Genomic DNA, 24,344 nt, shown 5'->3' with positions numbered 1-24,344 from the left:
AAAGAGGCCGGTTCCTATAAATTAATTTAACTCGAGCTCTCCTGCTTTTTTGAATCCATCAATATGGTAGGCATCAACTTTTTTAGGAGAAATGCTATAAATGTGATCACCGATATAAATAAGCCTTTCTATTGTCTCTTCCCATTCTTCATAGATTGCATTTTCTGTCTGATGGGTAATTTTACTTTGAAGCTCGATTCCACTTTGGGCAGTAATTTTGTATACTAACGCACCCTGGAAGTCGAATGTGGATTCAAACTGGCTTCCTTCTTTATTCTGGTAAATCGAAATGGGAAATCCATATAGATTCTTCTTTTTATGAATGAGCAGAGCTTTGTGATCGTAATTTAATGGTGAATATGTTCCGCGTCCTCCTATTATTTCGGTATCTTTTTCCACGGGCTTATTTGTATTGCTTACATCGAATAATGATATTTTAACACCGTCCGTAGTAATAACAGGCTGGCTGCCTGTACCTTTGCCTCCTGTTATCTTCGTATCATACCCGAAGCCTATCAGATGGTTTTCATCCAATGGGTGCAGGTAATTGCTAAAGCCGGGAATTTTTAATTCACCCAGTACAGAAGGTTTTTTCGGATCTGATCCATCAATGACAAAGAGCGGGTCAGTTTCCTTAAAAGTAACCATATAAATTCGGTCATTCATAAACCTTGCAGAATAAATCCGTTCCCCTCTAGCCAGGTCTTCAAGCTGTCCAATCTGTTTTAAATTCTTATCCAGTATATAAAGGCTGTTGGATGAAGGGGTTCTTTCGTCCCAGGCTTCACCCCTGGTTGTTACCACTCTGAAGTTTTCATTATACTCATCCATTGAAAATTGATTTAAAACGGTGCCTTCTATTTCAGCTGATGCCTGGAACTCTACTTTTCCATCTTTTATATTGAACTTATAGATGCTCGTATCCGGCTGGGGCATCTGTCTGTCTGCGATGATTTCATTGCTGTAGCTGACGGCTGATAAATATAGATTATTATGGGACATATAGAATTCGTTTCCGCTGCCTAAGTAGCTTGTGATAGATAGTGGCTCTCTGCTTGATCTTACATTCAATACAGCTATATTAATATAGTTTGCGTTTTGGGAACCAGGAAAATATTTTATCTCATTATAATCAACGATCTGCTGCTCACTGCTCTTGGCAGTATCAAAATAACGAGGACGCAGATCTGCATTTTTATTTCTTTCCAGAATCCAATATTCAGGATAATAACTTGTAATAAAATATACCTTTCCATCCATTAGCCTGGAAGCAAGCAAACTTCCTTCGATGTCTGCCTCTCTAATTTGTACCGGTTTTTGTTTATTTTCGATATTGAATACAATCGTTTTTGTGGAATGAAATGCAGGTGCAATCTTTTTTTCTGAAGCCGCTTTTCCAATATGATCAGGAGCATCTATATAGCTGTGGCCCACAACTATTAATTGATTCCCTTCTATAAATAACTGATAGGGAGAGAAGGCTTGATTAAATGTTAATACAGAATCCATCTTCATTTTATCAGCAGGCATGGCCTTAATAATCTGGACTTTATTATCAGTGATTTTGTAAATATGCGTGCCATCCGTTTTTACCACATCAGCTTCATCTATACCCGCTACTTGAATATTTGTCCCGGAATAGTCTGCACCTGCAGAATCTGATGAGCTCTTTTCACTGCTGTTCTCCTCACTCACTGCCATATCCCTTCCAGCAAGGACAGTCCTGTCTTCATTGGACATTTTTGAAAAGTAATTGTTCAATTTTTTTCTTGAGCCGATTGCCGGCAGAGTATTTATAACTTTGAAAGCAGTTTTTACTGATTGATTCAAATTTTGCCCGCCCTTTGTTTTGATATCCTTTGTCAGGACCAAGGTATAATGTGGAGAATTTAAATTATAACCTTTAGAAGGGGGCTGAATTTCAATGGATTTATTAGTATTTTCCAGAGAGATTTTAACCTGCTCTTTTTCCCCCTTCTCATTTAAAATATAAACCGAGCGGCTGTTAACACTATCTGGATTAAGTTTTTTTGAAAACGTAATTTCCCATACTTTATTATTTAGAACTATAACTTCTTCATTATTTTCTGCCAGATTACCGACAATTTTTAATCTGTTAAGGAATGAAAAAGACGCCAAAATAATAATAATCATTGTGACTCCGCCTAGAAAAAGCCATTTTTTCTTCATGAAAGACACCCCTTTTTAAGTAAGTTGACGGGTTAAATCTTCCAATAGTTACAAATTATTATTTATTAAATTTCTGAAATTAATGAATTTTCCTGGCGGTAAAGGTAAAATGTAATTTATTACAGTGCAGGAAGAAGGTTTTCTCAATTGCTGGGAGAGACAAACAAAAGGTACGGTTTTTTAATGCTGATTTTAGCGAACATGATTTGGGGCGGTAATTTTGTTATTGGGAGAATTGGTGTCGATTATTTTCCTCCAATCCTCTTTTCCCTATTAAGATGGATTATTGCATTCTTGCTTTTAACCCCTTTTATGGTCAAGCAGCTAAAAAAAGATTGGAACATTATTTGGCAACATAAGCGGATCATTTTGCTTTTGGCAATGACTGGTGTTGCCGGTTACAATACAATCATTTATTTTGCCCTGCAATACACCACTTCCATTAATGCATCAGTGGTAAACAGCACAACACCACTTTTTATTGCCATTCTGGCCATATTTATTTTAAGAGAAAAGCTTCTAGCCCACCAGGGAGCTGGAATTCTCCTGTCAGTCTTGGGAATTTTATTCATTATTTCAAAGGGATCGATTGAAGTGTTTCTTTCATGGAAAATAAATGCGGGAGATTTATACGTTTTGGCTGCAGTCATTATGTGGGCATTGTATTCGGTCATTGGCAAAAAATATTCAGGCGTATTGCCTGTACTATCTTCTTTTTATGCATCATCATTTCTCGGCATATTACTATTGGCGCCATTAAGCTTGATTGAATATTCTGTAATGGAAGAAGAGCCTGTCTTATCCTTAACTTCCGCAGGAATCTTGCTGTATGTTGGTTTCCTGGCTTCAATTATGGCTTTTCTATCCTGGAATTTTGGAGTTTCCTTAATAGGAGCTGCCAAAGCAGGCGTTTTTCTGAATCTTCTTCCTGTTTTCGCTATCATATTCTCATTGTGTTTTACGGAGGAAAAATTGTATTTGTATCAGATAATCGGCGGAGGAATTGTCGCATTGGGCGTTGTATTATCTTCTAAAAAATCTCTTCGACTTAAGAATCACTTTCAAGAAAATAAGTCTTCAGCATAAAAACTCCCCTCAGTTCCTGACTGCGGGGAGTTTCCATATATATTACCAATCCTGGGTTCGTTCTAATAAATGATCAATTTCTACATGTCTGATCATATAGCCAAGATCTTCTTCGGCAATTTCCGATGTGGATTCCAATAGCTGATCAATATCCATTTGCACCAATCTCATAACCAGACCTCCTGATTTAATAAATGAATCTATATTCTCTTTCCTGCTATACTATTCGCTATGCACTAGACTGGTATGGGGGCAGATGAGAAATTTTATCAGTATTTATTACCCGACTTTTTTTGGACCTAAACATAAATTCAAAAAACAAGATTGAATGGCTGTTCATTATTCGTCACGTCTACTCCGGAAAATAGATAGTATATAATGTTTTAAAAAATCGCAACAGGGAATAGTGTCATAAATACATTGCTGTTTGAAGGTGGCTATTATGAAAACTAACTTTAGTGATTTTGCGAAGCTATTGGAATCTGCCCTTGATAAAGGGCAAACAGATAACGAAGTGACCATTCATGAATTGCTTGATGAAATAAAAAATCAGCTTGAACCTTTAATTAATAAAAAGGAAATCGGCTAATGTGCCGATTTCCTTTTTATTTTGCTATAAACATTTGTGTCCAATAGGAGCCATTTTCAGTATATCCAACACCAATATGTGTGAAAGTGCTGTTTAATATATTTTTCCGATGCCCTTCACTTTCCATCCATGCTTGAACAACTTGTTCAGGAGTCTGCTGTCCCATGGCAATATTTTCGCCAGCGCTGCTGTAATTGACCCCAAAATCCCTCATCATGTCAAATGGCGACCCAAAAGTTGGGCTTGTATGAGAAAAGTAATTTTTCTGCTGCATATCATTTGATTTCGCTTGTGCCACATTACTTAGCGGATTATCTGATTTTAATGCATTTAGGCCATTTTTCTGACGTTCTGCATTTGTTAATTCAATTACTTTCGATTCAAAGTTGTTAATTTCATCATTTTGAGCTGCAGGTGCCTGTCCTCTATCGCTATCTTCTTGAGGCACTGCTGATTTCGGCTGCTGTTGTCCGCCTTCCTGCTGATCTGGCTGCGCAAATTGGCGGCTTTCAGGCTGCTGGGGTGTCATACCCTGTTCTTGCTGCTGGTCTTCTCCGAATTGGAATAAGGGCATTCCGCCATCATCTGTTAATTGGCTGTGTGGAAATTCCTGACTTGGTGTTGCTGTACTATAAGAATTCGGGTCAATAGTTAGATAGCCATTATTTACACGCTGCAATTCCAGAGGAGCTGCTCCCCGTCTTTCTCTATCCACATTCACATTATTTGCATTGCTTATTTCCTGGAGATCTTCACCTGTCAATGCCCCGGAGTGCATTCCCTGCTCTGTGTTATTATTACATGCCGTGAGCATGAGAATCAGGAAGAGACCTGGCAGAACATTTTTCTTTAAGTTCATTTTTCAATTCTCCTTTAGAAAGTGTTTTATAACTTTCTTATCATATGGAGACATTCATAAAGTATGGGTGGAAAAATAGAGAAGTCATCGAGAGAGAACGTAAACATTGTTTGGCATATCTTATTGATAAAGATAAATAAGGAGGAATATCTTTGAGGCAATATATAATTACAGGCATAAATGGAGCACATTATTATGGATATCCTCAGATGCAGTATGGGCCCTGGTGGCAGCCAATTCATCAAGGCTATCCTTATCACAGCATTTGGCATCAAAGTCATTTTCATTCACAGCATTACAATGCTGTTCCGATGCAAAGAATAATTTGAAACAGAAAAACGCATGTTTAAGGGAAACATGCGTTTTTACATTTTATTATGAGATTTGAACAGAAACTCTCTGTATGGCATTAATTGCATCTTCAAGCTGGTTTTTAGTAACATCATAGTGAGTAACAAAACGCACATAAGAGGGTCCAAAAGTTCCTGAAAGCACGCCTTCAGCTTTTAACCTTTCAACAAACTCCGATGAATTCATTTTAAGTTTTTTTACATCAGCCACAATGATATTTGTATCCACTTGATTTACGATTTCTATCCCTTTGATTTGCCCAAGCTGCTGAGCAAGAAGTTGAGCATTTTCATGATCCTCGGCTAAACGCTCTCTCATATTCGTTAATGCAACAATTCCCGGGGCTGCTATGATCCCAGCCTGGCGGAGTCCCCCGCCTAATCTTTTGCGCCATTTTCTTGCTGCAGCAATAAACTCCCTGCTGCCTGCAAGAATGGAACCAACTGGAGCTCCGAGCCCCTTTGAGAGACATACTTGCACTGTGTCGCAGTGTTCAGCCAAGTCAGAAGCCGGCAGATTTAAGGCTGCGGCTGCATTAAACAGTCTTGCCCCATCAATATGTAAGGGAATATTATTCCTTTTTGCAATGCTGTATATTTCTTTCATATTATCAATAGGTATTACGGCACCGCCAGCTCTATTGTGAGTATTTTCCAGACAAATCAATCCAGTTTCCGGATAATGCTGATCTTCTCCCCTAATGGCATACTCCACTTCTGATGGATTCATTGCACCTCGTGTCCCATTTAGCGTCCTTGTCTGGACTCCGGCAAAAGCTGAAGAAGCACCGCTTTCATAATAAAAAATATGGCTTTCTGCTTCAAGAATGATTTCATTGCCCGGTCGGCAGTGTGTTAAGATGGCAATCTGGTTTCCCTGAGTGCCGCTCGTTACAAACAGAGCTGCCTCCTTACCAAGCACCTCAGCAGCGGTCTCTTCCAACTTATTGATTGATGGATCCTCTCCGTATACGTCATCCCCAACTGCTGCTTCATAAGCAGCTTTCCTCATTTCTTCAGTTGGCTTTGTAACTGTATCACTTCTTAAATCAATCATACCCTCACCCTGTCCTTCTCTATTTTTAGTCCATGTTACTGTACTATTCAGTATTTTTCAACAAAGAGAGTAATTAGGGTGTCGCAATAAAGTTCAAAATTTGTTCAAAAGTTGTTTTGATGGCCAAAACCCTGCAATAATGCTATTTGTGCAAAATTATCAGCCACTCTAACACCTTACATTTATTTCCTTCTCACTTTTGTCACAACTTTTCATATTTGCTTATGTTAATATCATTTACACAGTGATAACTAAGTTAAATAAAGGTTTTAAGGATGTTTATGTTTATCAGCTATATATTTTTTTGGCATCTTTGTGAAAACCCGCACATTATTTGTGAATTATTTAACAATAGTTTTTGTCAAAAAGGAGATGAAACATCAGATGAAGAAAATGCTGCTCTCTTTAACAGCTCTATTGCCCTTAATGGTTCTCAGCGGCTGTAATATGGTTGTATTTGAACCTCAGGGCCCCGTTGCAAGAAGCATAACCGAATTAATTAACTGGTCCCTGATCTGGATGCTTCTTGTCGTTGCAGTTGTATTTGGATTATTCGGCTACATTGTCTGGAAATACAGGGAACGACCTGAAAATAAAGATTATGAACCCCCGGAGGAGCATGGCAGTACACTCCTTGAAATTATCTGGACCGGGATTCCGATATTAATTGTCATTGCCCTGACAATCCCGACAGTAAAAACTCTTTATGCTCTGGAAGAAACACCAAAGGGCTATGAAGAAAAAGAACCTATTACAATACATGTAACATCTGCAGACTGGAAATGGATCTTCAGCTATCCTGAAGAAGGCATTGAGACAGTGAACTATGTAAATATACCGGAAGATACGCCAGTTCTCTTTAAGATGACATCTGCAAGCACCATGCAATCTTTCTGGGTGCCAGCTCTTGGCGGACAAAAGTATACCATGCCAAAAATGGAAACAGAATTGTATCTTGTTGCAGACAACCCTGGATCTTATGAAGGCCAGAACACGAACTTTAACGGCCGTGGATATGCGGATATGAAATTTGAAGTGCTTGCACAAACCCAGGAAGATTTTGACCAATGGGTTGACGACGTTAAGGATACAGCTCCCAAGCTAACGGAAGATGAGTATGAAGGGCTGCTGAAGCCTACTCATTTAGGAAGACTGACATATTCCAATACTCATTTAGAATGGGTCAATCATGCTGATCCAAATTCGAAGGCTTATACAAATCCTGAGCTCTACAGAGGGCATGGATATCAAGGTAAAACCTTCGAAGAAGATGACAATTATAAAAATGAGAATCCAAACGTAATCGAAGGTCATGGCGAAGAAGAAAGCCATGATAGTCAAGAAAACCATGGAGGTGACCATCATGGGCATTAAATGGGATGAGTTTTTTATTACTGGGGACCCCCTTATACTAGGTTCACAGATTGCTATATTGTTAACGATGATTGGTGCAGTCGCTGGCATCACTTACTTAAAAAAGTGGAAATACCTTTGGACAGAATGGCTGACTACAGTTGATCATAAAAAAATCGGTATCATGTATATCATCTCCGCAGTATTGATGTTTTTCCGCGGCGGAATGGACGGCTTGCTGATGAAAGCTCAGACAGCGAGACCTGAAATGGAGTTTTTGAATTCCCAGCACTATAATGAAATCTTTACAACACACGGCGTTATTATGATTCTTTTCATGGCTATGCCGTTCTTAATTGGTTTAATGAACGTTGTCATTCCGCTGCAGATCGGTGCGCGTGACGTTGCTTTTCCACAGCTGAATGCTCTAAGCTTCTGGCTGTTTTTCAGCGGAGCTATGCTATTTAATATTTCCTTCGTCATCGGAGGATCGCCTGATGCAGGCTGGACATCTTACTTCCCTCTTGCAGGCAAGGAATTCAGCCCGGGAATCGGCAACAACTTTTACGCAGTCGCACTGCAAATTGCTGGTATCGGTACTCTAATGACAGGTATAAACTTTATCGTCACGATTTTGAAAATGAGAACAAAAGGCATGACACTGATGAAAATGCCGATGTTCACATGGACTACCTTTGTAACATCCATTCTGATTGTGGCTGCTTTCCCAATTTTCACAGTTGCATTGGCGTTGATGACATTCGACCGTCTGTATGGAACACACTTCTTTACAGTGTCAGGCGGAGGAATGGATATGCTTTGGGCTAACCTGTTTTGGCTATGGGGACATCCTGAGGTTTACATTGTTGCCCTTCCTGCTTTCGGGATTTTCTCAGAAGTTATTGCAACATTCTCAAGAAAATCTTTGTTTGGATATAAATCAATGGTATTTTCCATCCTTGGAATTGCCCTTTTAAGTATGGTTGTATGGGTTCACCATTTCTACACAATGGGATCAGGCCCTGCAGTTAACTCTTTCTTCTCCATCACGACGATGGCGATAGCCATACCGACCGGAGTTAAGATGTTCAACTGGCTGTTTACGATGCGTAAAGGCCGCATAAAAATTACTTCCGCCATGCTTTGGGCACTGGCATTCGTCCCATGCTTTGTTATAGGCGGGGTTACAGGTGTAATGCTTGCAATGGGTGCAGCGGATTATCAGTATCACAATACATTATTCCTTGTTGCCCACTTCCACTATGTATTAATTCCAGGTGTAGTATTTGCCGTATTTGCAGGTCTGTACTACTGGTGGCCAAAAATGTTCGGCTTCATGCTGAATGAAAAAATCGGAAAATGGCATTTCTGGCTCTTTGTTATTGGTTTTAACGTAACATTCATGCCTATGTTCTTCCTTGGATTAAACGGAGCTGTGAGACGTGCATACACATACTCTGCGGAATCAGGATTTGCACCACTCTTCATGCTATCGGCAATTGGTTCGATCATTCTGGCAGCAGGGTTCGCGGTATTCTGCTACAACATTTACTGGAGCATCCGCTATGCTGACAGAAACATCTCAAGCGACCCATGGGATGCAAGAACATTGGAATGGTCTACTGCTTCACCAGTTCAATTCTATAACTTTGCAAAGCTGCCGGAGGTTAAATCCCTTGATCCTTTCTGGCACATGAAGAAAAAGAATGAAGGCTTAACGTTATATGACAGTGAAATTGAAGAGATTCATATGCCAAGCAATTCCTGGCTTCCGATTTATATGGGTGTCATCTTCGGCATCGCAGGCTTCCTCCTTGTATTTGAATGGCACATTGCTGCAGCTGTAGCTGCCATCGGCATTTTTGCTGGTTTGATCATCCGTTCATTCGATTACAATGAAGGCTTCCATGTTAAAAAAGATGAAATTCACAGAATTGAAAATGCCTGGAGAAAAACAGAAGGAGAGGTGCATGATCATGTCAGCTAAAGTGGATACTTCCTTGCCCCTTGAATATCAAACTGAACAGGACCGGATGAATATTCTTGGCTTCTGGGTTTTCCTTGGCGCTGAAATCGTTCTATTTGCCACTCTGTTTGGAGTATATGGTGTATTATATGAACGCTTTGCAGGAGGTCCAACACATAAAGACATTTTTGTGATCAAGGATGTCATGATTCAGACAGTCCTCCTTTTGACAAGCAGCTTTACAATGGGCATCGCCATTTTTGAAATGCGCCGGCATAACCTGAAAGGGCTAATTACCTGGCTGGTGATTACCCTTGCTCTTGGCGCAGGATTCCTATTCATGGAGATTAATGAATTTATCCATTATGCCCATGAAGGCGCAACGATGCAGACAAGTGCGTTCCTTTCCAGCTTATTTGTCTTGCTGGGTACACACGGAGCCCACGTTACATTGGGTATTGGCTGGGCAACTATGGTCATTATCCAGCTTTTAAAAAGAGGCCTTACCCCTACTACAGCAAGAAAAACATTTATTATCGGCCTTTACTGGCACTTCCTTGATGTAGTCTGGATCTTTATTTTCACATTCGTGTATTTGAAAGGACTGGTGGCTTAAATGGAACATCATCAATCAAAAAGCTTCCCGATAAGCCATGTCATTGGATTTGTTGTTTCCCTTGTGCTGACATTTGCAGCAGCAGGTATTGCCTTAAAAACGAACCTCTCTTTTAAAGTTATCATGTGGATCATCGGCTCACTGGCTGTCATTCAGGCAGGCATGCAGCTTTTCATGTTCATGCACTTAAGAGAAGGCGAAGACGGCAAAACGAACTTGGTAAATATGATTTATGCCGTATTTATGGTTATCGTTATTGTAGTGGGTTCAATTTGGGTTCTGACTTCTGGGCACGCTGCTCATTAATTAAAGATAAGCAGAAGCGCCATGTCCAACCGATGAACCAAATAATACAAAAAACCGGTCTCCCTATTGGAGGCCGGTTTTATTTGTATTGTCTGATTCCCTTGCTTCCCTTTGTCATTTCTTCCATTACATTGATAAAAAATCCAAATCCAAAAATTAGCATGGATGATACCATAATGCTTAAGCCGATTGATAAAACATACTCACCCGTGATACCGCTTACAAAAAAGCTGGAAATAAAGACAATTAATCCTAAAAGTATACCTGCTGCTGTAACATTCCTAAAAAAGTGAAGAACCTTTTGCTGTTTTAATGTCATGTTTTTCATCCCCTTTTATTTAATATTCTAACTATGTTCACAAATTTGTCAAACTTTTTGTCACAAATTTGTCAAATTTAATTTGGCAAGAAAAAAAGCCTTGCAAGATGCAAAGCGATTTTCTACTGATATAGTTTTTTAATGTTCTCCAAATCTTTCTTTAAACTGCATATTTCCTGCCTGGTCAGCATTAACGGCATTTGATCGTACAGTGTAATAATTTGTCCTCCCTCATCTTCCTCATGGATGGATAAATAGTTATACAAATTTTCACATTGATTTTTGTTGAGAATCGACTGGGTAGTGAAACTTTTAACCTTTTGGATCTCAAAGGCACTGGTTTCTGCATCAAAGACACCTGTTATGATGTTACCCTGCAATGTGTTTGACAAACAATCACTCCCCTTTTTGAGTAATATACCCATTTTTCATAAGGAGTTTCCTAAGATATGAAAAAAACCTCTTTGAAATATATTCAAAGAGGCAGATTATAATCAGGAAGCATGTTTTTGCGATTGAATAATTTCATCTGATTTTCTCATGATTAATCTAGGTGCCGAAGAAATAATTAATGCTGCTAAAATGGAACAAAGAATAGCAGCACCAAGCATTGTTGCGCCATTTGCCATGAAGGAGAATAATACAGGCGACATCCCTTCTGGCGCATAGCTTCCAAAGAAAAATACACCTGCTATGAAATGCCAGAAATACCTGGCAAGGCTTCCGGCAAACACAGCTAAAACTATCCAGCCCAATGCTTTGTTCTTGTTTCCCCTGTGCAGCTGATTTTGAATTGGCCGGAAAAACAAACCGGCAAAACCAATACAGGCAAATGCGACAAAGTACTCAATAAATGCCTGAAGCGGAGTGGCGATCCAGGCATCTCCCATGGAAATCTGCAAAATTCCCCATAAGAGGCCTGCGATGAAGCTTACCTTAAAACCCCACCTGAAAGCCAAAATAAAGATCGGAATCATCGCGGCGGAAATGGAAATAGACGGTGACAGCTTGATTGATGGCAGAAAATCCAGAATGATGGCAAATGCTGCAAAAAATGAAGCTTCAATCATCGCAGTTAAGCTTAATTTTTTCATAAAAAAATCCCCCTTTAATCGTTGACGATACCCCAAGGGAGAACAAGCAGGCAGAAAATCTCCTTCCGCCTTTTATTCCACATTCCTGCGCTAGCATTATCTAACAGGTTCAAAGGGTCAGAACAGCGAACTATTCACTCTCAGCAAAATGCTCCCCTTGTGGCACGTTATTGAATTATCCGATTTTAGTATATATGAAATGAAACATTGTGAAAAGGATTCTTTGAAAAAACTTTTTTAATTTATATGCCAGGTTTTCACCCTGCTTGTCACATTTTTTTCACATATTTATGCCATCTGATAGCTGTTGTAGCACACTTTCTTATAAACTATACTATTTTTCCATAATTTACAACGTTTAAAAAAAGTAAAACCCTGTTATTAACAATACTATTTCCTTATAATGTAGGTATGTTCAATGAGGAGGGAAATAGTTGAAATCACTTCTAAAGAAGCCTTCGACGATTGTTTCTATTGCATTGGTGATCACGGTGATTTTGGCGGCGGTTATTTGGACCGTACAAGCAGGAAATAAGGATGTGACAGTTCCGTTTTCTTCTGTGGAAAAAATTATTGCCTCCCAGGATGGAAAGACTGTTGCAGTACAGGAATACAAAAATGGGAAACTGCTGATCACAGCCCCTGATGGCGAGTACATCTCCCATGTGCCTCCCAACAGTGAGATGGTTGATAAATTAGTAGAAACCTATAATATACAATATACGTTCGCAACCACAGGACCTTATACCCCTTGGATTCTGGGCGGTGTAGTCCTTTTGTTTATAGCCATTGGCATTTACCTGTTTAAGTCAGGAAAAGGCGGAATGGGTGCTACAAATACCATGAAACAAAGTGTATCTAAGCCAAAGGCCCTTCCTTCCATTTCACTGGAAGATGTTGGCGGAATTCAGGAAGAAATGAAAGAGGAAATCATGCAGACTCTTTCTATATTAAAAGAACCTGAGCGCTCTCTGAAAATGGGGATTAAGCCGCCGAAGGGAATTCTATTATACGGGCCTCCTGGAACAGGAAAAACATTGCTGGCTCAGGCAATCGCTAAAGAACTTGGAGCCACTTTTTTCTCAACCAGCGGTTCCGGTTTTAATGAGTTGTTCGTTGGTGTGGGAGCTTCCCGAGTAAGAAACCTTTTCCAAAACGCAAGAAAGCATTCTCCTGCCGTCGTCTTCATTGACGAAGTAGATGCATTGGCAGGCAGAAGAAAGCAGCATGGCGGAGAAGAAAGCGAAAAGACGTTAACTGAGCTGCTAGTCCAGCTGGACGGCGGCCATTCCAATGATGGAATACTATTTATTGCAGCGACAAACAGGAAGGATATGCTTGATGAAGCATTCCTCCGTCCGGGACGGATTGACTTCTCCTTCAATGTCCCTCTTCCTGATACAAAGGGCCGAAGAGAGATTATCAATATTCACACAAAAAATAGATTACTGGCTGAGGATGTCATGACAACACTTGGTGATTTAGCAGAAAGCACCTCTGGTTTCTCAGGTGCAGATCTTCATTCCCTTTTTGAAACGGCAAGCCGCAGAGCTGTCCGTAACGGCCAGGAAATTATCTCAAAAGAAGATTTGGATTATGCGCTTGACCGGACCATTCTGGGAACAACCACCCGGGCATTGCAGGATCACGGTACAAAGCAGCGGGTTGCCATACACGAAGCTGGCCATGCATTAGTGGCTGCTTTAACAAAACCCGGATCCGTCCGCAAAGCAACCATCATTCCGCGCGGCGAAGCACTTGGGTATGTAGCACCAATACAAAAAGAACTTCACTTATCGACAACAAGTGAATTGCTTGATCAGGTTGCCATGATTCTCGCAGGCGGTGTATCAGAACGAATGATTCTTGGCGAGCACAGCATTGGAGTAAGCGGTGATGTTAAACAAGCCAAGCACATCATTGAGCAAATGGTTGATACCGGTTTACTTGATAACGGCTTTGAGCTTACCTTTAACAAAGGTCAAAAAGAAGCAAAAATGCAGGATCTTTTCCAGAAAGCACTGGAAAGATGCGAATTGATCATTGCAAATCATCACCCTCAATTTGAAACACTGGTAGAGGCCCTTCTTGAAAAAGAAACTCTGGAAGGCAGTGAAGTCCAGAAGATTGTTGGAGAATTGAAGTCTGAAATGGTAATAGCATGATGAGAAACCGGCCCCCCTGCAGGCCGGTTTTTATATTGGAAATGCAGTTCATTAGTAAATATTCAAAAATTAATCCATAATAATGTTATGTAAACAAATGGTTATCTCCTATAGAGTCAGAATAAATAAATGTTCCCATATAAAGGATTCTTCCTCTCTTTTGTTTAATTACTAATATACCTGCATGTTGGAGGGATGGTTCTTTTGTATGATTTTACAGCTGACTTGATTTTTCACTTTCTAATTATGATAATGATTCCTTTTATCCATAAAATCTCTTCACATCGGGGGGATGGCTGGAAGACTTCTGCCCCGCTTTTATCTGTTCTTTTTTTAGCGCTTTTCCTGACTATGACTTTTCCGGTGGAAATTGCAAGCGGTCAGTTTTTTGACTTGAAATTTATTCCTGTTTTTGTCGCCTATTTTTACATTAAGCCTCTTGCAGGCTTCCTGGTTATTTTAGTATTGATTACTTTTAAGGGCATTTTTTCACCAGGAGATATTTCGATTGCGCTCGTAAATTACGCAATTATGTCTGTGCTCTTTTTCTATGCTTCAAAATTCTATAAAAAATGTACATTTAAACAAAAACTCAGTATAGCTGTTTTATTTTATCTTCCCATTACGGTAACCAGGTATGTTATTTTCCTCCAAAAGGATATTAAAGAAGACGCTGTATACTTGCTATTGTTTTCAGCAGTTTCTATTGTGACTCTTTCTATGATCATCTATTTAATTGAAATGAATCTGCTTCAGGAAATGATGATGCAAAAACTGAGAGATGCGGAAAAAATCAATGCGATCAGTCAGCTGGCTGCGTCCGTCGCCCATGAAATTAGAAACCCAATGACTACTGTAAGAGGTTTTCTGCAAATGCTTAAAAATGAAAAAAACCTGACTGCAGATCAAAAGTCCTTTATTAAAGTTTCTTTGGAGGAACTGGACAGAACCAATCATATTATTAGTGATTTCCTCTCACTTGCACGCCCGGAAACTCCTGTTGTCAGTCAAGTTTCTCTTTCCGGAGTATTATTGGAAGTGGCTGATTTTATGCGGCCATATGGACTGATGACAAAGGTTGAAATAAGGACAAGTATTTTTGAAGGCATTTTTATCATTGGTAACCCAAATGAAATTAAGCAATTATTTATAAACTTAATGAAAAATAGTATAGAAGCAATGCCTGATGGCGGAATTCTAGAGGTTTCAGCATTCAAAAGAAATACTACAGCCGATATACTAATTAAAGATGAAGGTGTCGGAATGTCAAAAGAAAAACTCCAAATGCTCGGTCAGCCCTATTACTCAACAAAAACGAAAGGAACCGGCTTAGGATTAATGATATCTTTTGACATCATCAATCGTTTGAAAGGAAAATATGCAATAGAAAGTACACAAAATATAGGAACCTGCTTTACTATTTCGCTGCCTCTATATTACTCGTCCGAAGTGATCCGGCAGACTTCATTCCAGAACAGGTCTGAAAGTCAGCGTATAAATGAGAGTTAACTCAAAATGACTGAATGGGAATCCTGCCGAAAATTAATGCTCGACAGCACAGGTTGGTGATGAATCAAAACATTAACTTAAAAATAAACCACAGAAAAAAGCCTCCAAAAAACTGAAGGCTTTTTTCATTTATCCCCTGCCGGATGCACGGCCTCTTATAAAGTTTACAACAATGATGATCGCTGCTATTACAAGCAGTATATGAATGATGCCTCCCGCTATTTTAAATATTAATCCGAGTATCCATAATACAAGCAGAATACCTGCTATAGTCCAAAGCATGCAATTCACTCCTTCCTGTTGATTTATTATTTACATACCCCTTACAATCGGGACTAATTCATGAGTAATTGAAAAACACAAAAAAACATTGCCCCACTTTTTACAGTTCTGACAATGTTATATTTTGCAAAGAATGGATACTTCTATTCAGAAAGTATTTCATGTTCAAGCACTTTTGCAGCAAGATTATACAAAACCTTCCTGTATTCAAGGAAGTTTTGCTGCATCCTTTTTGCATCACTGCATATACTATATTCACGGTCGCCCACCTCTTCTAACATCGCTTCGTTGCGGGACTAACCAGACCGGAATGTGGGCGGCCACCTTTTAGGATTTAAACCGTATTTCACCATTACACCGTTTTATTACACACCATGAACAAAGCTGCAAACCACACCAGGCTTGCAGCTTTTATTAATAGGATGGAACAGTGTGAATCCCTCTGTGGAAAGATTGCATCTATCTCCAGCGCCTAGCCCCTCGGGTCATAAGCCAAATCACTCCAGAAATTAGGACAAGGAACGCTTCGTCAACGGATACATCGCCCGACCAAAGCTTGCTTTGGAAGGTTTCCTGCGTGATTCGTCATATGCCTGTCGGACTTGCACAGGATGTGCTGGCTTCAACGTTCGCCACAGGACGTGGCGGTTTTTAGTGGAAGTTCATCTGATCAGGAGCTTAAGCTTTAGTTCAAGGTCCTTCGTCAATAAGTTCATAGCCTGGAATCAGTTCTGACAGCGGCACTATTTCTGCTTTCTTTTTATAAACAGGTATATACTCTTTAAGCACATTTACCATCTTTGTTCCTGTGATGCCAACATGGCCGATTGCGATGATGCGTTCATTTTTCACCAGTTTTTCAGCGAGTCTGTCTGCCTGTTTTGTGATATGGGCAGTAGTGTAGATATCATCAAAGAAAATATTGTTTTCAACATATGGTACACCCAATTCATTCGCCAGTTTCCCGACTACACTTTTGCCGGTTGTTTTGCTGTCGAGATAAAATAATCCGTGTTCTTTGCATACTTCCAGGACAATTCTCATGACCCGCTCATTTTCAGTGGCTCTTGAACCCATATGGTGATTCATCCCGACCGCATGAGGCACCTCTTTAATGGCACTCTCCACCCTGCGGCGGATTTCTTCATCGGTTAAATCTGTTGTGATGGCCCCAGGCCCAAGCCAGCTCCTCTTTCCTCTTTTCGGCTCCATCGGCATATGAACGATCACTTCATGCCCATTTTTGCTTGCCAGTTGTGCATCTTCTTTTGTCGTTGGCATGAAAGGCATGATGGCAACCGTTAAGGTCACCGGAAGCTCCATCATTTCTGCTGTTCCCTTCATGTTGTTTCCAAGATCATCAATGACAATCGCCAATTCAGGTTTTACTGGGGCAGAAGTTGTGTGAGTTCCTATACTTGCGAATGAAAAAATCAATAAATATATGCTGAAGAATATTTTCATTTTCCATCCTCCTTTTGGCTAGTATTCCCTGAATCATTTAATCAGTTCCAATGCAAAAACTGCCAGGAATTAATCCTGGCAGTACATTACTTTGAATGCATTTTAAACTCAAGGAAAAGCTCATTATAATAAGCAAGCATCCTTTTTCCCAGATTCTCATATACCTCCAGCCGGGCTGTCATTTCTTCATCCGGATAGAATCGTTCATCTGAGATTGTTTCTTCGTCCATATATTTCAGTGCTTCTTTATTCGGCGTTGAATATCCAACGTATTCTGTATTTTGTGCCGCATTTTCCGGGTCAAGGATAAAATTCATGAACTGGTGGGCCGCTTCCGGATTTTTGGCAGTTTTAGGGATGACCATATTATCAAACCAAAGATTGGAGCCTTCATTCGGAAGCACATATTCCAGATTATCCTTCTCCCACATAAGCTCCTGTGCCGTACCTGACCATACCACGCCAATGCCGGCTTCATCATTTTCCATCAGCATTCTGATTTCGTCACCCACAATAGCTTTAATGTTAGGTGTAAGACGATCGAGCTTTTCTTTAGCTTCGATCAAATGGTCTGTATTTTTGTCATTCAGGGAATAATGAAGACTGTTGAGACCCATGCCCATTACTTCCCTTGCCCCGTCTATCAGCAGGATCTGATTCTTAAATTCAGGGTCCCATAAATCATTCCAGCTTGTGATTTTTTTATCTCCTAAAATATCCGTGTTATAAAGAATTCCAACTGTGCCCCAGAAATAGGGAATCGAATATTTGTTCCCCGAATCAAAAGGCAGGTCCATAAAACGCTGATCTATATATTTCAGATTCGGAATTTTCGAATGGTCGACCGGCAATAAAAGGTCTTCCTCTTTCATTTTTTCAATAGCATATTCAGATGGAACAGCAATATCATAAGCTGTGCCGCCCTGTTCAATTTTCGTCATCATCGCTTCATTGGAATCGAATGTCTCATAGATGACTTTTATGCCTGTTTCCTGTTCGAACTTTTCCACCAGCTCTGCATCTATATAGTCGCCCCAGTTAAAAATGGTCAAAGTATTGCCGCTTGTGTAGCCCTGGGAGGAATTCAGCCTTAAAACGATGTACAACAAGGCAAATGAAACAATTAAAACGGCAGCGAGCGCCTGAACAAGCTTCTTCATTGCCTTACCCCCATTCCATTCGGCTTCTCATTTCGTTTCGTAATAAAGTAATAGCCAGTAACGAGAATGATTGTAAATAGGAAAAGCAAAGCAGATAAAGCATTGATATTTAAAGAAACTCCCCGTCTTGCCAGTGAATAAATCTCAACAGACAAAGTGGTAAAGCCGTTGCCTGTAACAAAGAAAGTTACGGCAAAATCATCGAGGGAATACGTCAGGGCCATAAAAAAGCCAGCGAAAATTCCAGGAGTAATATAAGGGAGAATGACCTTAGTGAGCACATCAAACCTGCTTGCCCCAAGATCCATGGCTGCATAAATCATGGATGAGCTCATTTCCTCTATTTTAGGCAAAACCATCAGCACGACAATTGGAACACTAAATGCTATGTGTGCAAGCAAAACAGATACAAATCCAAGCTTAAGCCCGATCATTGTAAACAGAATCAAAAACGAGGCTCCAATAATGACATCCGGACTGACAATCAGCACATTATTCAGTGAAAGAAGCGTGTTTTTCACTCTGCGTTTTCTGGCATAGGCAATGGCAAGTGCTCCAGCTACTCCAATAATCGTCGAAATAGCTGCAGATAAAAGGGCAATAATAACGGTATTAAGGACAATGATGAGCAATCGGCTATCAGCAAACAGCTCCCGATACCAATCCAAGGTGAAGCCTTCGAATTGATACATGGTCCCTCCGCTGTTGAATGAATAAAATATCAAGTAAAAAATCGGGGCGTACAGGATGATAAAAATAAAAGCCAAATAAAACGCCGGCCATTTCCTGTTCTTTTTCATTATAAGATCCCCCGCTTTCTTCGGCCTGTCAGCAACATAATGATTACCATTGCGATAATCAGGAATACAGCAATGGTCGAGCCCATTCCCCAGTCCTGTGTCACAAGGAAATGCTGTTCAATGGCTGTTCCAAGAGTGATGACACGGTTTCCTGCAATCAGCCTTGTCAGCATGAATAAAGACAGTGCAGGGATAAAGACGATCTGGCATCCCGCTTTTACCCCATCAAGTGTCAATGGAAAAATGACACGTTTAAATGTTACCCAGGAAGACCCGCCTAAATCATTGGAAGCATCAAGAAGGGTTGGATTCAGTTCATCCAAAGAATTAAATATCGGCAAAATCATAAAAGGAAGGAAGATATATACCGACACAAAGATAAAGCTGAAATCAGTGAACAGAATTTGCCTGCCCCCTATTCCCATCGCATCCAAAAAAGCATTCGCTGCCCCATATGTACCAAAGATGCCCAGAAAAGCATAAGCTTTCAAAAGCAAATTAATCCACGATGGCAGGATAATGAATAAGAGCCACAGCTGCTTATGTTTAGTCTTAGTAAGCAAATAGGCCGTCGGATAAGCGATCAGCAATGAAAATAATGTAATTAAAAAGGCATACCAAAAGGAGCTTAGGGTCATTTTTAAATAAACGGGTGTAAAGAACTTTCTATAATTCTCCAAAGTGAATTGCCCTTCAATATCAAAAAAAGAATAATACAGAACTAGAAGCAATGGAGCTACAACAAAGAGAGCAATCCACAGGACATAAGGAATTAAATAAAAGTTGCGGGAATTAGTTCTCATGGCTTCCCTCTTCATAAGCTTCAAGACGCTTATCAAATTCCTCTTCTGTTTCCCCATGTCTCATGACGTGTATTGCTTCGGGGTCGAAATGAAGGCCAATTTGATCCCCGACTGTCGCCTTTTTGGTTGAATGGACCAGCCACTCATTGTCATCGCTGTCATAGCAGCTGATCTCATAGTGGACTCCCCTAAAGAGCTGTGAGTCAACTTTCACTTTCAGTTTCCCATCTTCCGGTGCGGTAATAGCCAGATCTTCAGGCCGGATGACGATCTCAACATCTTCATTTGGCTCAAAGCCGCCATCAACACACTCAAATAATTTGCCGGCAAACTTTACCTGATAATCCTGGATCATCGTTCCGGCAACAATATTGGATTCCCCAATAAAATCTGCTACAAAACGATTAATCGGCTCGTCATATATATCAGTAGGAGTTCCGCTTTGCTCGATGCTTCCGCTGTTAAGCACGAAAATTTCATCTGACATGGCCAAAGCTTCTTCCTGGTCATGTGTGACAAAAATAAACGTAATGCCCAGATTTCTCTGCAGTTCCCTCAGTTCATATTGCATTTCGGTCCGCAGCTTTAAATCAAGTGCAGACAAAGGTTCATCCAGGAGAATAACCTCTGGTTCATTGACAATCGCACGCGCGATGGCAACACGCTGTCGCTGTCCCCCTGACATTTCTTTAATTTCACGATTTTCGTAGCCTTCAAGGTTCACAAATTTTAACGCTTCTTTAACTTTCTTCTCAATATCCGCTTTCTTCATTTTTTTGATTTTTAAGCCGAATGCAATATTTTCATACACATTCAGATGCGGAAATAGAGCGTAATCCTGAAAAACAGTATTTACTTGCCTTTTGTTGGCTGGAACATTATTTATTATTCTTCCATTAAAATAAATGTCCCCCTCAGAAGGTTCAGTAAAGCCGGCAATCAATCGCAATATGGTCGTTTTCCCGCAGCCCGATGGCCCTAAAAGGGTATAGAACTTCCCGCGTTCAATTTCAAAGCTGACATCCTTTAAAACTGGCGGGTCATTATCATATCTTTTAGTAACGGAATTAAACCGAATAATAGTGTTATCTGTCATCTAACTCTCCCTATCTATCGAAATTTACAGCACTTATGTAATGTTAAGTTCAAACGTATAATATCATATATTTCCCGGAATCTGACATAAATTGTTGTATATACTTAACATAAATAAACCCCGCATCCTTTGATGCGGGGTTTATTTATGTTATACTCCGCGCTTATTGCCCCATACATAGGTATGCAGCTGCGGAAGTACTTTCACATCCTTCAAATCACTGTCATGTATCGTTTTTTCAATTAGCCAATCATATTTGTCAAGCAATCTCTGCAGCAAATTTCGATCATCAGCTGTAACGGTATCATCATTTCCCACCTGCAGATAAAACGGAACACCGGGATAGCGCTTATGAACGTTTTTTGCATACTCATAATCCTTATCATCAAAAACAACAATCTTCAGTGAGAACTGCTGGCCAGCCTTTCTTTTGGTCTGAAGATTATTCACAATATAATCGAGAACATCAAAGTCTGTATCCATGCCTGAGCTTGGCGGTTTTGGGGAAAGGGTCAGTTCATCAATTTCATAAAACCAATCCTGCCATCGGCTTCCCTGAGTTTCCAGGCAAATCTTAATTTTCTCCGCTTTCAGCAAAGAAATGAATTCACTCAAATTTTTTAAAAGAGCAGGATTACCTCCGGATATTGTCACAAAGGAAAATCCATCGCCGCCAAGCTCTTTGAGCTCCTTCCAGATTTCATCCGGCTCCATCTGGCGGATGCTGTCTTTTGCACTTCCATCCCAGGTAAAGGAGGAATCACACCAGCTGCACGAATAATCACATCCTGCTGTACGGACGAACATCGTTTTCTGGCCGATCACCATCCCTTCACCCTGAATGGTCGGCCCAAATATCTCGAGAACAGGAACTTTACTCAACCTCCATCCACTCCCTTCTTGCTTCCGCATAGCTTGTAGGAGTTTCAAAAAGGCGCACAAATTCGACTCTTGCACCGCTATATTGCTCTTTTCTGTTTTGGAGGCTTTCTGCCATTTTTTCATAAATCCAGACAACCATATTCTCTGCGGTCGTATTCATTGGCGGCAGCGTTTCATTCAGATACTTGTGGTCAAGGAATATTTCAATTTCGTTTTTCCAGATTTCTTTAATGTCTCCGAAATCAATCATTAACCCTCTGTTATCCACGAATCCGCTTAGGCCAAAAATCACCTTGTATGTGTGCCCATGCAGGTTTTTGCATTTGCCTTCATAGCAATGCAGATGATGGGCTGAATCAAAAGTGAATTCCTTGCTGACCATTACACGCTTATGATGGTATTTCAGCTGATCGGGTTTAATATCCTCATTAATTTTCTGCAGTTTTTCAACAATCCTGAAACCGTACATGGCTTAAAGCTCCTCCTTTTCTTTGAGGTATTCTTCAAGGCCATTTTTCCTTAAATGGCATGCAGGACACTCACCGCAGCCATCAGCCGGAATTCCGTTATAGCATGTCAGGGTTTTCTCACGCACATATTCAAGGGCATTTAATTCATCTGCCAGCTTCCATGTCTCAGCTTTGTTAAGCCACATTAAAGGTGTATGGATTACAAACTGGGCATCCATTGATAGATTAAGTGTGACATTCAATGATTTTATAAACATATCTCTGCAGTCAGGATAGCCGCTGAAATCTGTTTCACACACCCCGGTTATAATATGCTTTGCATTAGTCTGACTGGCCAGGACACCTGCAAATGACAGAAATAAAAGGTTTCTCCCAGGCACAAATGTGGATGGCAGCCCGCCTTCCGCTCCGTCCTTTACTTCAATTTCATCCCGGGTCAGTGCATTTGGTGCCAGCTGATTCAATAGGGACATATCCAGAATATGGTGCCTGATCCCCAGCTCTTTTGCTATTTGCTGTGCACATTCTATCTCCAGCTTATGACGCTGATTATAATTAAAAGTGACTGCTTCCACTTCTGCAAAACGTTCCTTTGCCCAGAATAAGCAAGTTGTACTATCCTGGCCGCCGCTGAACACAACGATCGCTTTATCATTTTTCATATTAATATTCTCCTTTAAAATAGAAAAACAGGACCACTAAGAAAGCAGACCTGTTTTCCTTAGTTTTTTAAAGAGGGTAGCTAGAACCTCTACCGTGTACACGGATTTTGCTATTGAACTATCAGTTAATATTATCATCTTTATTGGCATTTTAGAAGGTTTTAATATATACAGCAAAAAAGTTTAACTATTCCAAAAAAAAGTGCAGCTATTGCTTGCACTTTTTTGCGTTTTAATTTTCGGAATCGGCTTCCAGGAGGTCCCAGGCTGTAATCATGCCTTTTGGTTTTTCAGTCGGCTTTCCATTCTCGGTAACAATGATCCCTTCAAGCTTTTCATTTTTATTTCTGGATTCCTCAAATGTATCCTCTAATTCAAAGATAGATGTATCCTTGCCGGCAAAAGAGATTTTATGTTTTGATTTCTTGTTGAAAAGCTCTTTTATTTTCACCTTTTTCAACTGGATTGTTTCTTCAGTAAAGTGCTCAGCCATCCATTTCACGATATCCGCAGAAGTTAATATCCATGAGTATTCGTCATTTCTCGAGTAAATCGGGAATTGGGAGTGTGAAAATTTGTTGATGATGGCCAGTACATCAGTTAGCTTGCCATCTTCATAGAAATAAAATACCGGGGTTGCAGCTATGGAGAGGGCGGTTTTAGGCTTTTCAAAATAGCCGGCAATTCTTTCAATCTTCTCTACCGTCTTGAAATGAGGCTCCGCAATATAGTAATCAAGGTCTATTTTTTCATGAACAATAGCATTTCGCAGCTTGGCAAACTGGTGCAAATCTTCTTCGTATAATCGAATCAGCGAATGATTTTTCTGTATTTCTATAAGTTTATAAAATTTATCTGTTCTGGCGTTTTTAGCAGATTGTTTTAAGGCCTTGTGAATACGGTTAAAGGCAGCCTCAAACCTTTCTGATAAGTTTTTTTCTATAGCTTCTTCCAATTTGATCTCTCCCTAAATGGTAATGTACCTCCTCTATTCCCAAAATGATGGACCAAATAAACTTTGAAGATATTGGTTCGCCTGCTAAAAGAATAATTTGCACAAATAGAATTTTCAGTCTATTATAGAATATTATATTCTTTAGCTGGGGACATTGCATAAATATATAACTTTACTAATAAATTTTTTCGTTCTAGCGTTAAAAAACATGACTTTACCTTTTTTTAGGAAAGAATATTGTATGTATTTCTTCTGAACGAAAATGAATATTTATTATTACCGAATAATATTTTATTCCTCAGGTCAACAAA

26 protein-coding genes and 2 riboswitches are annotated in these 24,344 nt (G+C 39.9%); of the genes, 9 read left to right on the top strand and 17 right to left on the bottom strand.

Features of this window, described 5'->3' with window-relative positions; genetic code table 11:
• Positions 1-21 precede the first annotated feature (21 nt).
• Positions 22-2,190 carry a beta-propeller domain-containing protein gene (locus JI665_RS12395; RefSeq protein WP_206839719.1) on the bottom strand — a complete coding sequence of 723 codons (2,169 nt, stop codon included), beginning with the start codon at positions 2,188-2,190 and terminating at the stop codon, positions 22-24.
• 147 nt (positions 2,191-2,337) lie between these two features.
• Here JI665_RS12395 and JI665_RS12390 point away from each other — a divergent pair, with 147 nt between their 5' ends.
• Positions 2,338-3,276 (top strand): DMT family transporter, encoded by a 939-nt coding sequence (locus JI665_RS12390; RefSeq protein ID WP_206839718.1) that lies wholly within the window; start codon positions 2,338-2,340, stop codon positions 3,274-3,276.
• 42 nt (positions 3,277-3,318) lie between these two features.
• On the opposite strand, the gene JI665_RS28950 is transcribed toward JI665_RS12390, so the two are convergent.
• On the bottom strand, positions 3,319-3,447 hold the full coding sequence (locus tag JI665_RS28950) for a hypothetical protein (RefSeq protein WP_258549796.1): 129 nt from the start codon (positions 3,445-3,447) through the stop codon (positions 3,319-3,321).
• A 271-nt stretch (positions 3,448-3,718) separates the two neighbouring features.
• Here JI665_RS28950 and JI665_RS12385 point away from each other — a divergent pair, with 271 nt between their 5' ends.
• The gene (locus JI665_RS12385; RefSeq protein ID WP_206839717.1) at positions 3,719-3,865 is read left to right on the top strand and encodes a hypothetical protein; all 147 of its coding nucleotides are present in this window, start codon (positions 3,719-3,721) and stop codon (positions 3,863-3,865) included.
• A gap of 16 nt (positions 3,866-3,881) precedes the next feature.
• Here JI665_RS12385 and JI665_RS12380 read toward each other — a convergent pair whose 3' ends face one another.
• Positions 3,882-4,724 carry a CAP domain-containing protein gene (locus tag JI665_RS12380; protein WP_244671164.1) on the bottom strand — a complete coding sequence of 281 codons (843 nt, stop codon included), beginning with the start codon at positions 4,722-4,724 and terminating at the stop codon, positions 3,882-3,884.
• A gap of 152 nt (positions 4,725-4,876) precedes the next feature.
• Here JI665_RS12380 and JI665_RS12375 point away from each other — a divergent pair, with 152 nt between their 5' ends.
• Positions 4,877-5,053, top strand: a complete 177-nt coding sequence (locus JI665_RS12375; protein WP_206839716.1) for a hypothetical protein — start codon at positions 4,877-4,879, stop codon at positions 5,051-5,053.
• A 46-nt stretch (positions 5,054-5,099) separates the two neighbouring features.
• On the opposite strand, the gene ltaE is transcribed toward JI665_RS12375, so the two are convergent.
• Positions 5,100-6,131 carry a low-specificity L-threonine aldolase gene (gene ltaE, locus JI665_RS12370; protein WP_206839715.1) on the bottom strand — a complete coding sequence of 344 codons (1,032 nt, stop codon included), beginning with the start codon at positions 6,129-6,131 and terminating at the stop codon, positions 5,100-5,102.
• A 384-nt stretch (positions 6,132-6,515) separates the two neighbouring features.
• On the opposite strand from ltaE, the gene qoxA reads away from it, so the two are divergent.
• From qoxA to qoxD, 4 genes are read left to right on the top strand one after another with little or no spacing between them, the layout of a single operon-like run.
• Entirely contained in the window at positions 6,516-7,505 is a 990-nt protein-coding gene (gene qoxA, locus JI665_RS12365) for a cytochrome aa3 quinol oxidase subunit II (protein WP_206839714.1), read from the top strand.
• On the top strand, positions 7,495-9,471 hold the full coding sequence (qoxB, locus tag JI665_RS12360) for a cytochrome aa3 quinol oxidase subunit I (protein ID WP_206839713.1): 1,977 nt from the start codon (positions 7,495-7,497) through the stop codon (positions 9,469-9,471). Before qoxA ends, qoxB begins: the two co-directional genes overlap by 11 nt.
• Positions 9,461-10,066: a cytochrome aa3 quinol oxidase subunit III gene (gene qoxC, locus JI665_RS12355; protein WP_009334518.1), complete on the top strand. Its 606-nt coding sequence runs from the start codon at positions 9,461-9,463 to the stop codon at positions 10,064-10,066. The genes qoxB and qoxC overlap by 11 nt, the downstream gene beginning before the upstream one ends.
• Complete coding sequence (gene qoxD, locus JI665_RS12350; RefSeq protein ID WP_019379818.1) at positions 10,067-10,372, top strand: cytochrome aa3 quinol oxidase subunit IV; 306 nt, start codon at positions 10,067-10,069, stop codon at positions 10,370-10,372.
• Positions 10,373-10,451: 79 nt separating this feature from the next.
• On the opposite strand, the gene JI665_RS12345 is transcribed toward qoxD, so the two are convergent.
• The 3 genes from JI665_RS12345 to thiT all read right to left on the bottom strand — a co-directional run bounded on the left by JI665_RS12345 (position 10,452) and on the right by thiT (position 11,785).
• Entirely contained in the window at positions 10,452-10,691 is a 240-nt protein-coding gene (locus tag JI665_RS12345) for a hypothetical protein (RefSeq protein ID WP_206839711.1), read from the bottom strand.
• Between the two features lie 122 nt (positions 10,692-10,813).
• Positions 10,814-11,083, bottom strand: a complete 270-nt coding sequence (locus JI665_RS12340; RefSeq protein ID WP_206839709.1) for a hypothetical protein — start codon at positions 11,081-11,083, stop codon at positions 10,814-10,816.
• A gap of 102 nt (positions 11,084-11,185) precedes the next feature.
• Entirely contained in the window at positions 11,186-11,785 is a 600-nt protein-coding gene (thiT, locus tag JI665_RS12335; protein ID WP_206839707.1) for an energy-coupled thiamine transporter ThiT, read from the bottom strand.
• A gap of 65 nt (positions 11,786-11,850) precedes the next feature.
• Positions 11,851-11,953, bottom strand: a riboswitch (TPP riboswitch).
• A 266-nt stretch (positions 11,954-12,219) separates the two neighbouring features.
• Here thiT and JI665_RS12330 point away from each other — a divergent pair.
• Both JI665_RS12330 and JI665_RS12325 read left to right on the top strand, forming a co-directional pair.
• Complete coding sequence (locus JI665_RS12330; RefSeq protein WP_206839705.1) at positions 12,220-13,950, top strand: AAA family ATPase; 1,731 nt, start codon at positions 12,220-12,222, stop codon at positions 13,948-13,950.
• A 204-nt stretch (positions 13,951-14,154) separates the two neighbouring features.
• A complete protein-coding gene (locus JI665_RS12325) occupies positions 14,155-15,459 on the top strand; it encodes an ATP-binding protein (protein ID WP_206839703.1) in 1,305 nt (434 codons plus the stop codon).
• A gap of 129 nt (positions 15,460-15,588) precedes the next feature.
• Here the strand turns inward: JI665_RS12325 and JI665_RS12320 are convergent, their stop codons facing one another.
• The 10 genes from JI665_RS12320 to JI665_RS12275 all read right to left on the bottom strand — a co-directional run bounded on the left by JI665_RS12320 (position 15,589) and on the right by JI665_RS12275 (position 24,033).
• Entirely contained in the window at positions 15,589-15,741 is a 153-nt protein-coding gene (locus tag JI665_RS12320) for a lmo0937 family membrane protein (protein WP_206839702.1), read from the bottom strand.
• 690 nt (positions 15,742-16,431) lie between these two features.
• Complete coding sequence (locus tag JI665_RS12315) at positions 16,432-17,205, bottom strand: divergent polysaccharide deacetylase family protein (RefSeq protein WP_206839701.1); 774 nt, start codon at positions 17,203-17,205, stop codon at positions 16,432-16,434.
• An 86-nt stretch (positions 17,206-17,291) separates the two neighbouring features.
• Positions 17,292-18,365 carry an ABC transporter substrate-binding protein gene (locus JI665_RS12310; protein ID WP_206839700.1) on the bottom strand — a complete coding sequence of 358 codons (1,074 nt, stop codon included), beginning with the start codon at positions 18,363-18,365 and terminating at the stop codon, positions 17,292-17,294.
• Positions 18,362-19,165: an ABC transporter permease gene (locus JI665_RS12305; protein WP_206839699.1), complete on the bottom strand. Its 804-nt coding sequence runs from the start codon at positions 19,163-19,165 to the stop codon at positions 18,362-18,364. Before JI665_RS12305 ends, JI665_RS12310 begins: the two co-directional genes overlap by 4 nt.
• Positions 19,165-19,968: an ABC transporter permease gene (locus JI665_RS12300; protein WP_206839698.1), complete on the bottom strand. Its 804-nt coding sequence runs from the start codon at positions 19,966-19,968 to the stop codon at positions 19,165-19,167. Before JI665_RS12300 ends, JI665_RS12305 begins: the two co-directional genes overlap by 1 nt.
• Positions 19,958-21,064 (bottom strand): ABC transporter ATP-binding protein, encoded by a 1,107-nt coding sequence (locus JI665_RS12295; protein ID WP_206839697.1) that lies wholly within the window; start codon positions 21,062-21,064, stop codon positions 19,958-19,960. Before JI665_RS12295 ends, JI665_RS12300 begins: the two co-directional genes overlap by 11 nt.
• A 150-nt stretch (positions 21,065-21,214) precedes the next feature.
• Positions 21,215-21,946, bottom strand: coding sequence for a 7-carboxy-7-deazaguanine synthase QueE (gene queE / locus JI665_RS12290; protein ID WP_206839696.1), 732 nt, complete (start codon positions 21,944-21,946; stop codon positions 21,215-21,217).
• Positions 21,939-22,415 carry a 6-carboxytetrahydropterin synthase QueD gene (gene queD, locus JI665_RS12285; RefSeq protein WP_206839694.1) on the bottom strand — a complete coding sequence of 159 codons (477 nt, stop codon included), beginning with the start codon at positions 22,413-22,415 and terminating at the stop codon, positions 21,939-21,941. The genes queE and queD overlap by 8 nt, the downstream gene beginning before the upstream one ends.
• A 3-nt stretch (positions 22,416-22,418) precedes the next feature.
• Positions 22,419-23,099 (bottom strand): 7-cyano-7-deazaguanine synthase QueC, encoded by a 681-nt coding sequence (gene queC, locus JI665_RS12280; protein ID WP_312886191.1) that lies wholly within the window; start codon positions 23,097-23,099, stop codon positions 22,419-22,421.
• Between the two features lie 32 nt (positions 23,100-23,131).
• Positions 23,132-23,174: riboswitch (PreQ1 riboswitch) on the bottom strand.
• Between the two features lie 136 nt (positions 23,175-23,310).
• Positions 23,311-24,033, bottom strand: coding sequence for a CBS domain-containing protein (locus JI665_RS12275; protein WP_206839691.1), 723 nt, complete (start codon positions 24,031-24,033; stop codon positions 23,311-23,313).
• Between the last annotated feature and the right edge of the window lie 311 nt (positions 24,034-24,344).

It is taken from the genome of Bacillus sp. NTK034, from assembly GCF_017303275.1.
Lineage (GTDB): Bacteria > Bacillota > Bacilli > Bacillales > Cytobacillaceae > Cytobacillus.
Note: the sequence above shows the minus strand (reverse complement) of the source record. Positions and strands in the feature narration are given on the sequence as shown.

What these genes read in the sequence shown, in the direction of transcription:
- JI665_RS12395 (WP_206839719.1), bottom strand. Translation starts at nt 2,190, where the DNA reads ATGAAGAAAAAATGGCTTTTTCTAGGCGGAGTCACAATGATTATTATT.
- JI665_RS28950 (WP_258549796.1), bottom strand. Translation starts at nt 3,447, where the DNA reads ATGAGATTGGTGCAAATGGATATTGATCAGCTATTGGAATCCACATCG.
- JI665_RS12385 (WP_206839717.1), top strand. Translation starts at nt 3,719, where the DNA reads ATGAAAACTAACTTTAGTGATTTTGCGAAGCTATTGGAATCTGCCCTT.
- JI665_RS12380 (WP_244671164.1), bottom strand. Translation starts at nt 4,724, where the DNA reads ATGAACTTAAAGAAAAATGTTCTGCCAGGTCTCTTCCTGATTCTCATG.
- ltaE (WP_206839715.1), bottom strand. Translation starts at nt 6,131, where the DNA reads ATGATTGATTTAAGAAGTGATACAGTTACAAAGCCAACTGAAGAAATG.
- qoxA (WP_206839714.1), top strand. Translation starts at nt 6,516, where the DNA reads ATGAAGAAAATGCTGCTCTCTTTAACAGCTCTATTGCCCTTAATGGTT.
- qoxB (WP_206839713.1), top strand. Translation starts at nt 7,495, where the DNA reads ATGGGCATTAAATGGGATGAGTTTTTTATTACTGGGGACCCCCTTATA.
- qoxC (WP_009334518.1), top strand. Translation starts at nt 9,461, where the DNA reads ATGTCAGCTAAAGTGGATACTTCCTTGCCCCTTGAATATCAAACTGAA.
- qoxD (WP_019379818.1), top strand. Translation starts at nt 10,067, where the DNA reads ATGGAACATCATCAATCAAAAAGCTTCCCGATAAGCCATGTCATTGGA.
- JI665_RS12345 (WP_206839711.1), bottom strand. Translation starts at nt 10,691, where the DNA reads ATGACATTAAAACAGCAAAAGGTTCTTCACTTTTTTAGGAATGTTACA.
- thiT (WP_206839707.1), bottom strand. Translation starts at nt 11,785, where the DNA reads ATGAAAAAATTAAGCTTAACTGCGATGATTGAAGCTTCATTTTTTGCA.
- JI665_RS12320 (WP_206839702.1), bottom strand. Translation starts at nt 15,741, where the DNA reads ATGCTTTGGACTATAGCAGGTATTCTGCTTGTATTATGGATACTCGGA.
- JI665_RS12315 (WP_206839701.1), bottom strand. Translation starts at nt 17,205, where the DNA reads ATGAAAATATTCTTCAGCATATATTTATTGATTTTTTCATTCGCAAGT.
- JI665_RS12310 (WP_206839700.1), bottom strand. Translation starts at nt 18,365, where the DNA reads ATGAAGAAGCTTGTTCAGGCGCTCGCTGCCGTTTTAATTGTTTCATTT.
- JI665_RS12305 (WP_206839699.1), bottom strand. Translation starts at nt 19,165, where the DNA reads ATGAAAAAGAACAGGAAATGGCCGGCGTTTTATTTGGCTTTTATTTTT.
- JI665_RS12300 (WP_206839698.1), bottom strand. Translation starts at nt 19,968, where the DNA reads ATGAGAACTAATTCCCGCAACTTTTATTTAATTCCTTATGTCCTGTGG.
- JI665_RS12295 (WP_206839697.1), bottom strand. Translation starts at nt 21,064, where the DNA reads ATGACAGATAACACTATTATTCGGTTTAATTCCGTTACTAAAAGATAT.
- queD (WP_206839694.1), bottom strand. Translation starts at nt 22,415, where the DNA reads ATGTACGGTTTCAGGATTGTTGAAAAACTGCAGAAAATTAATGAGGAT.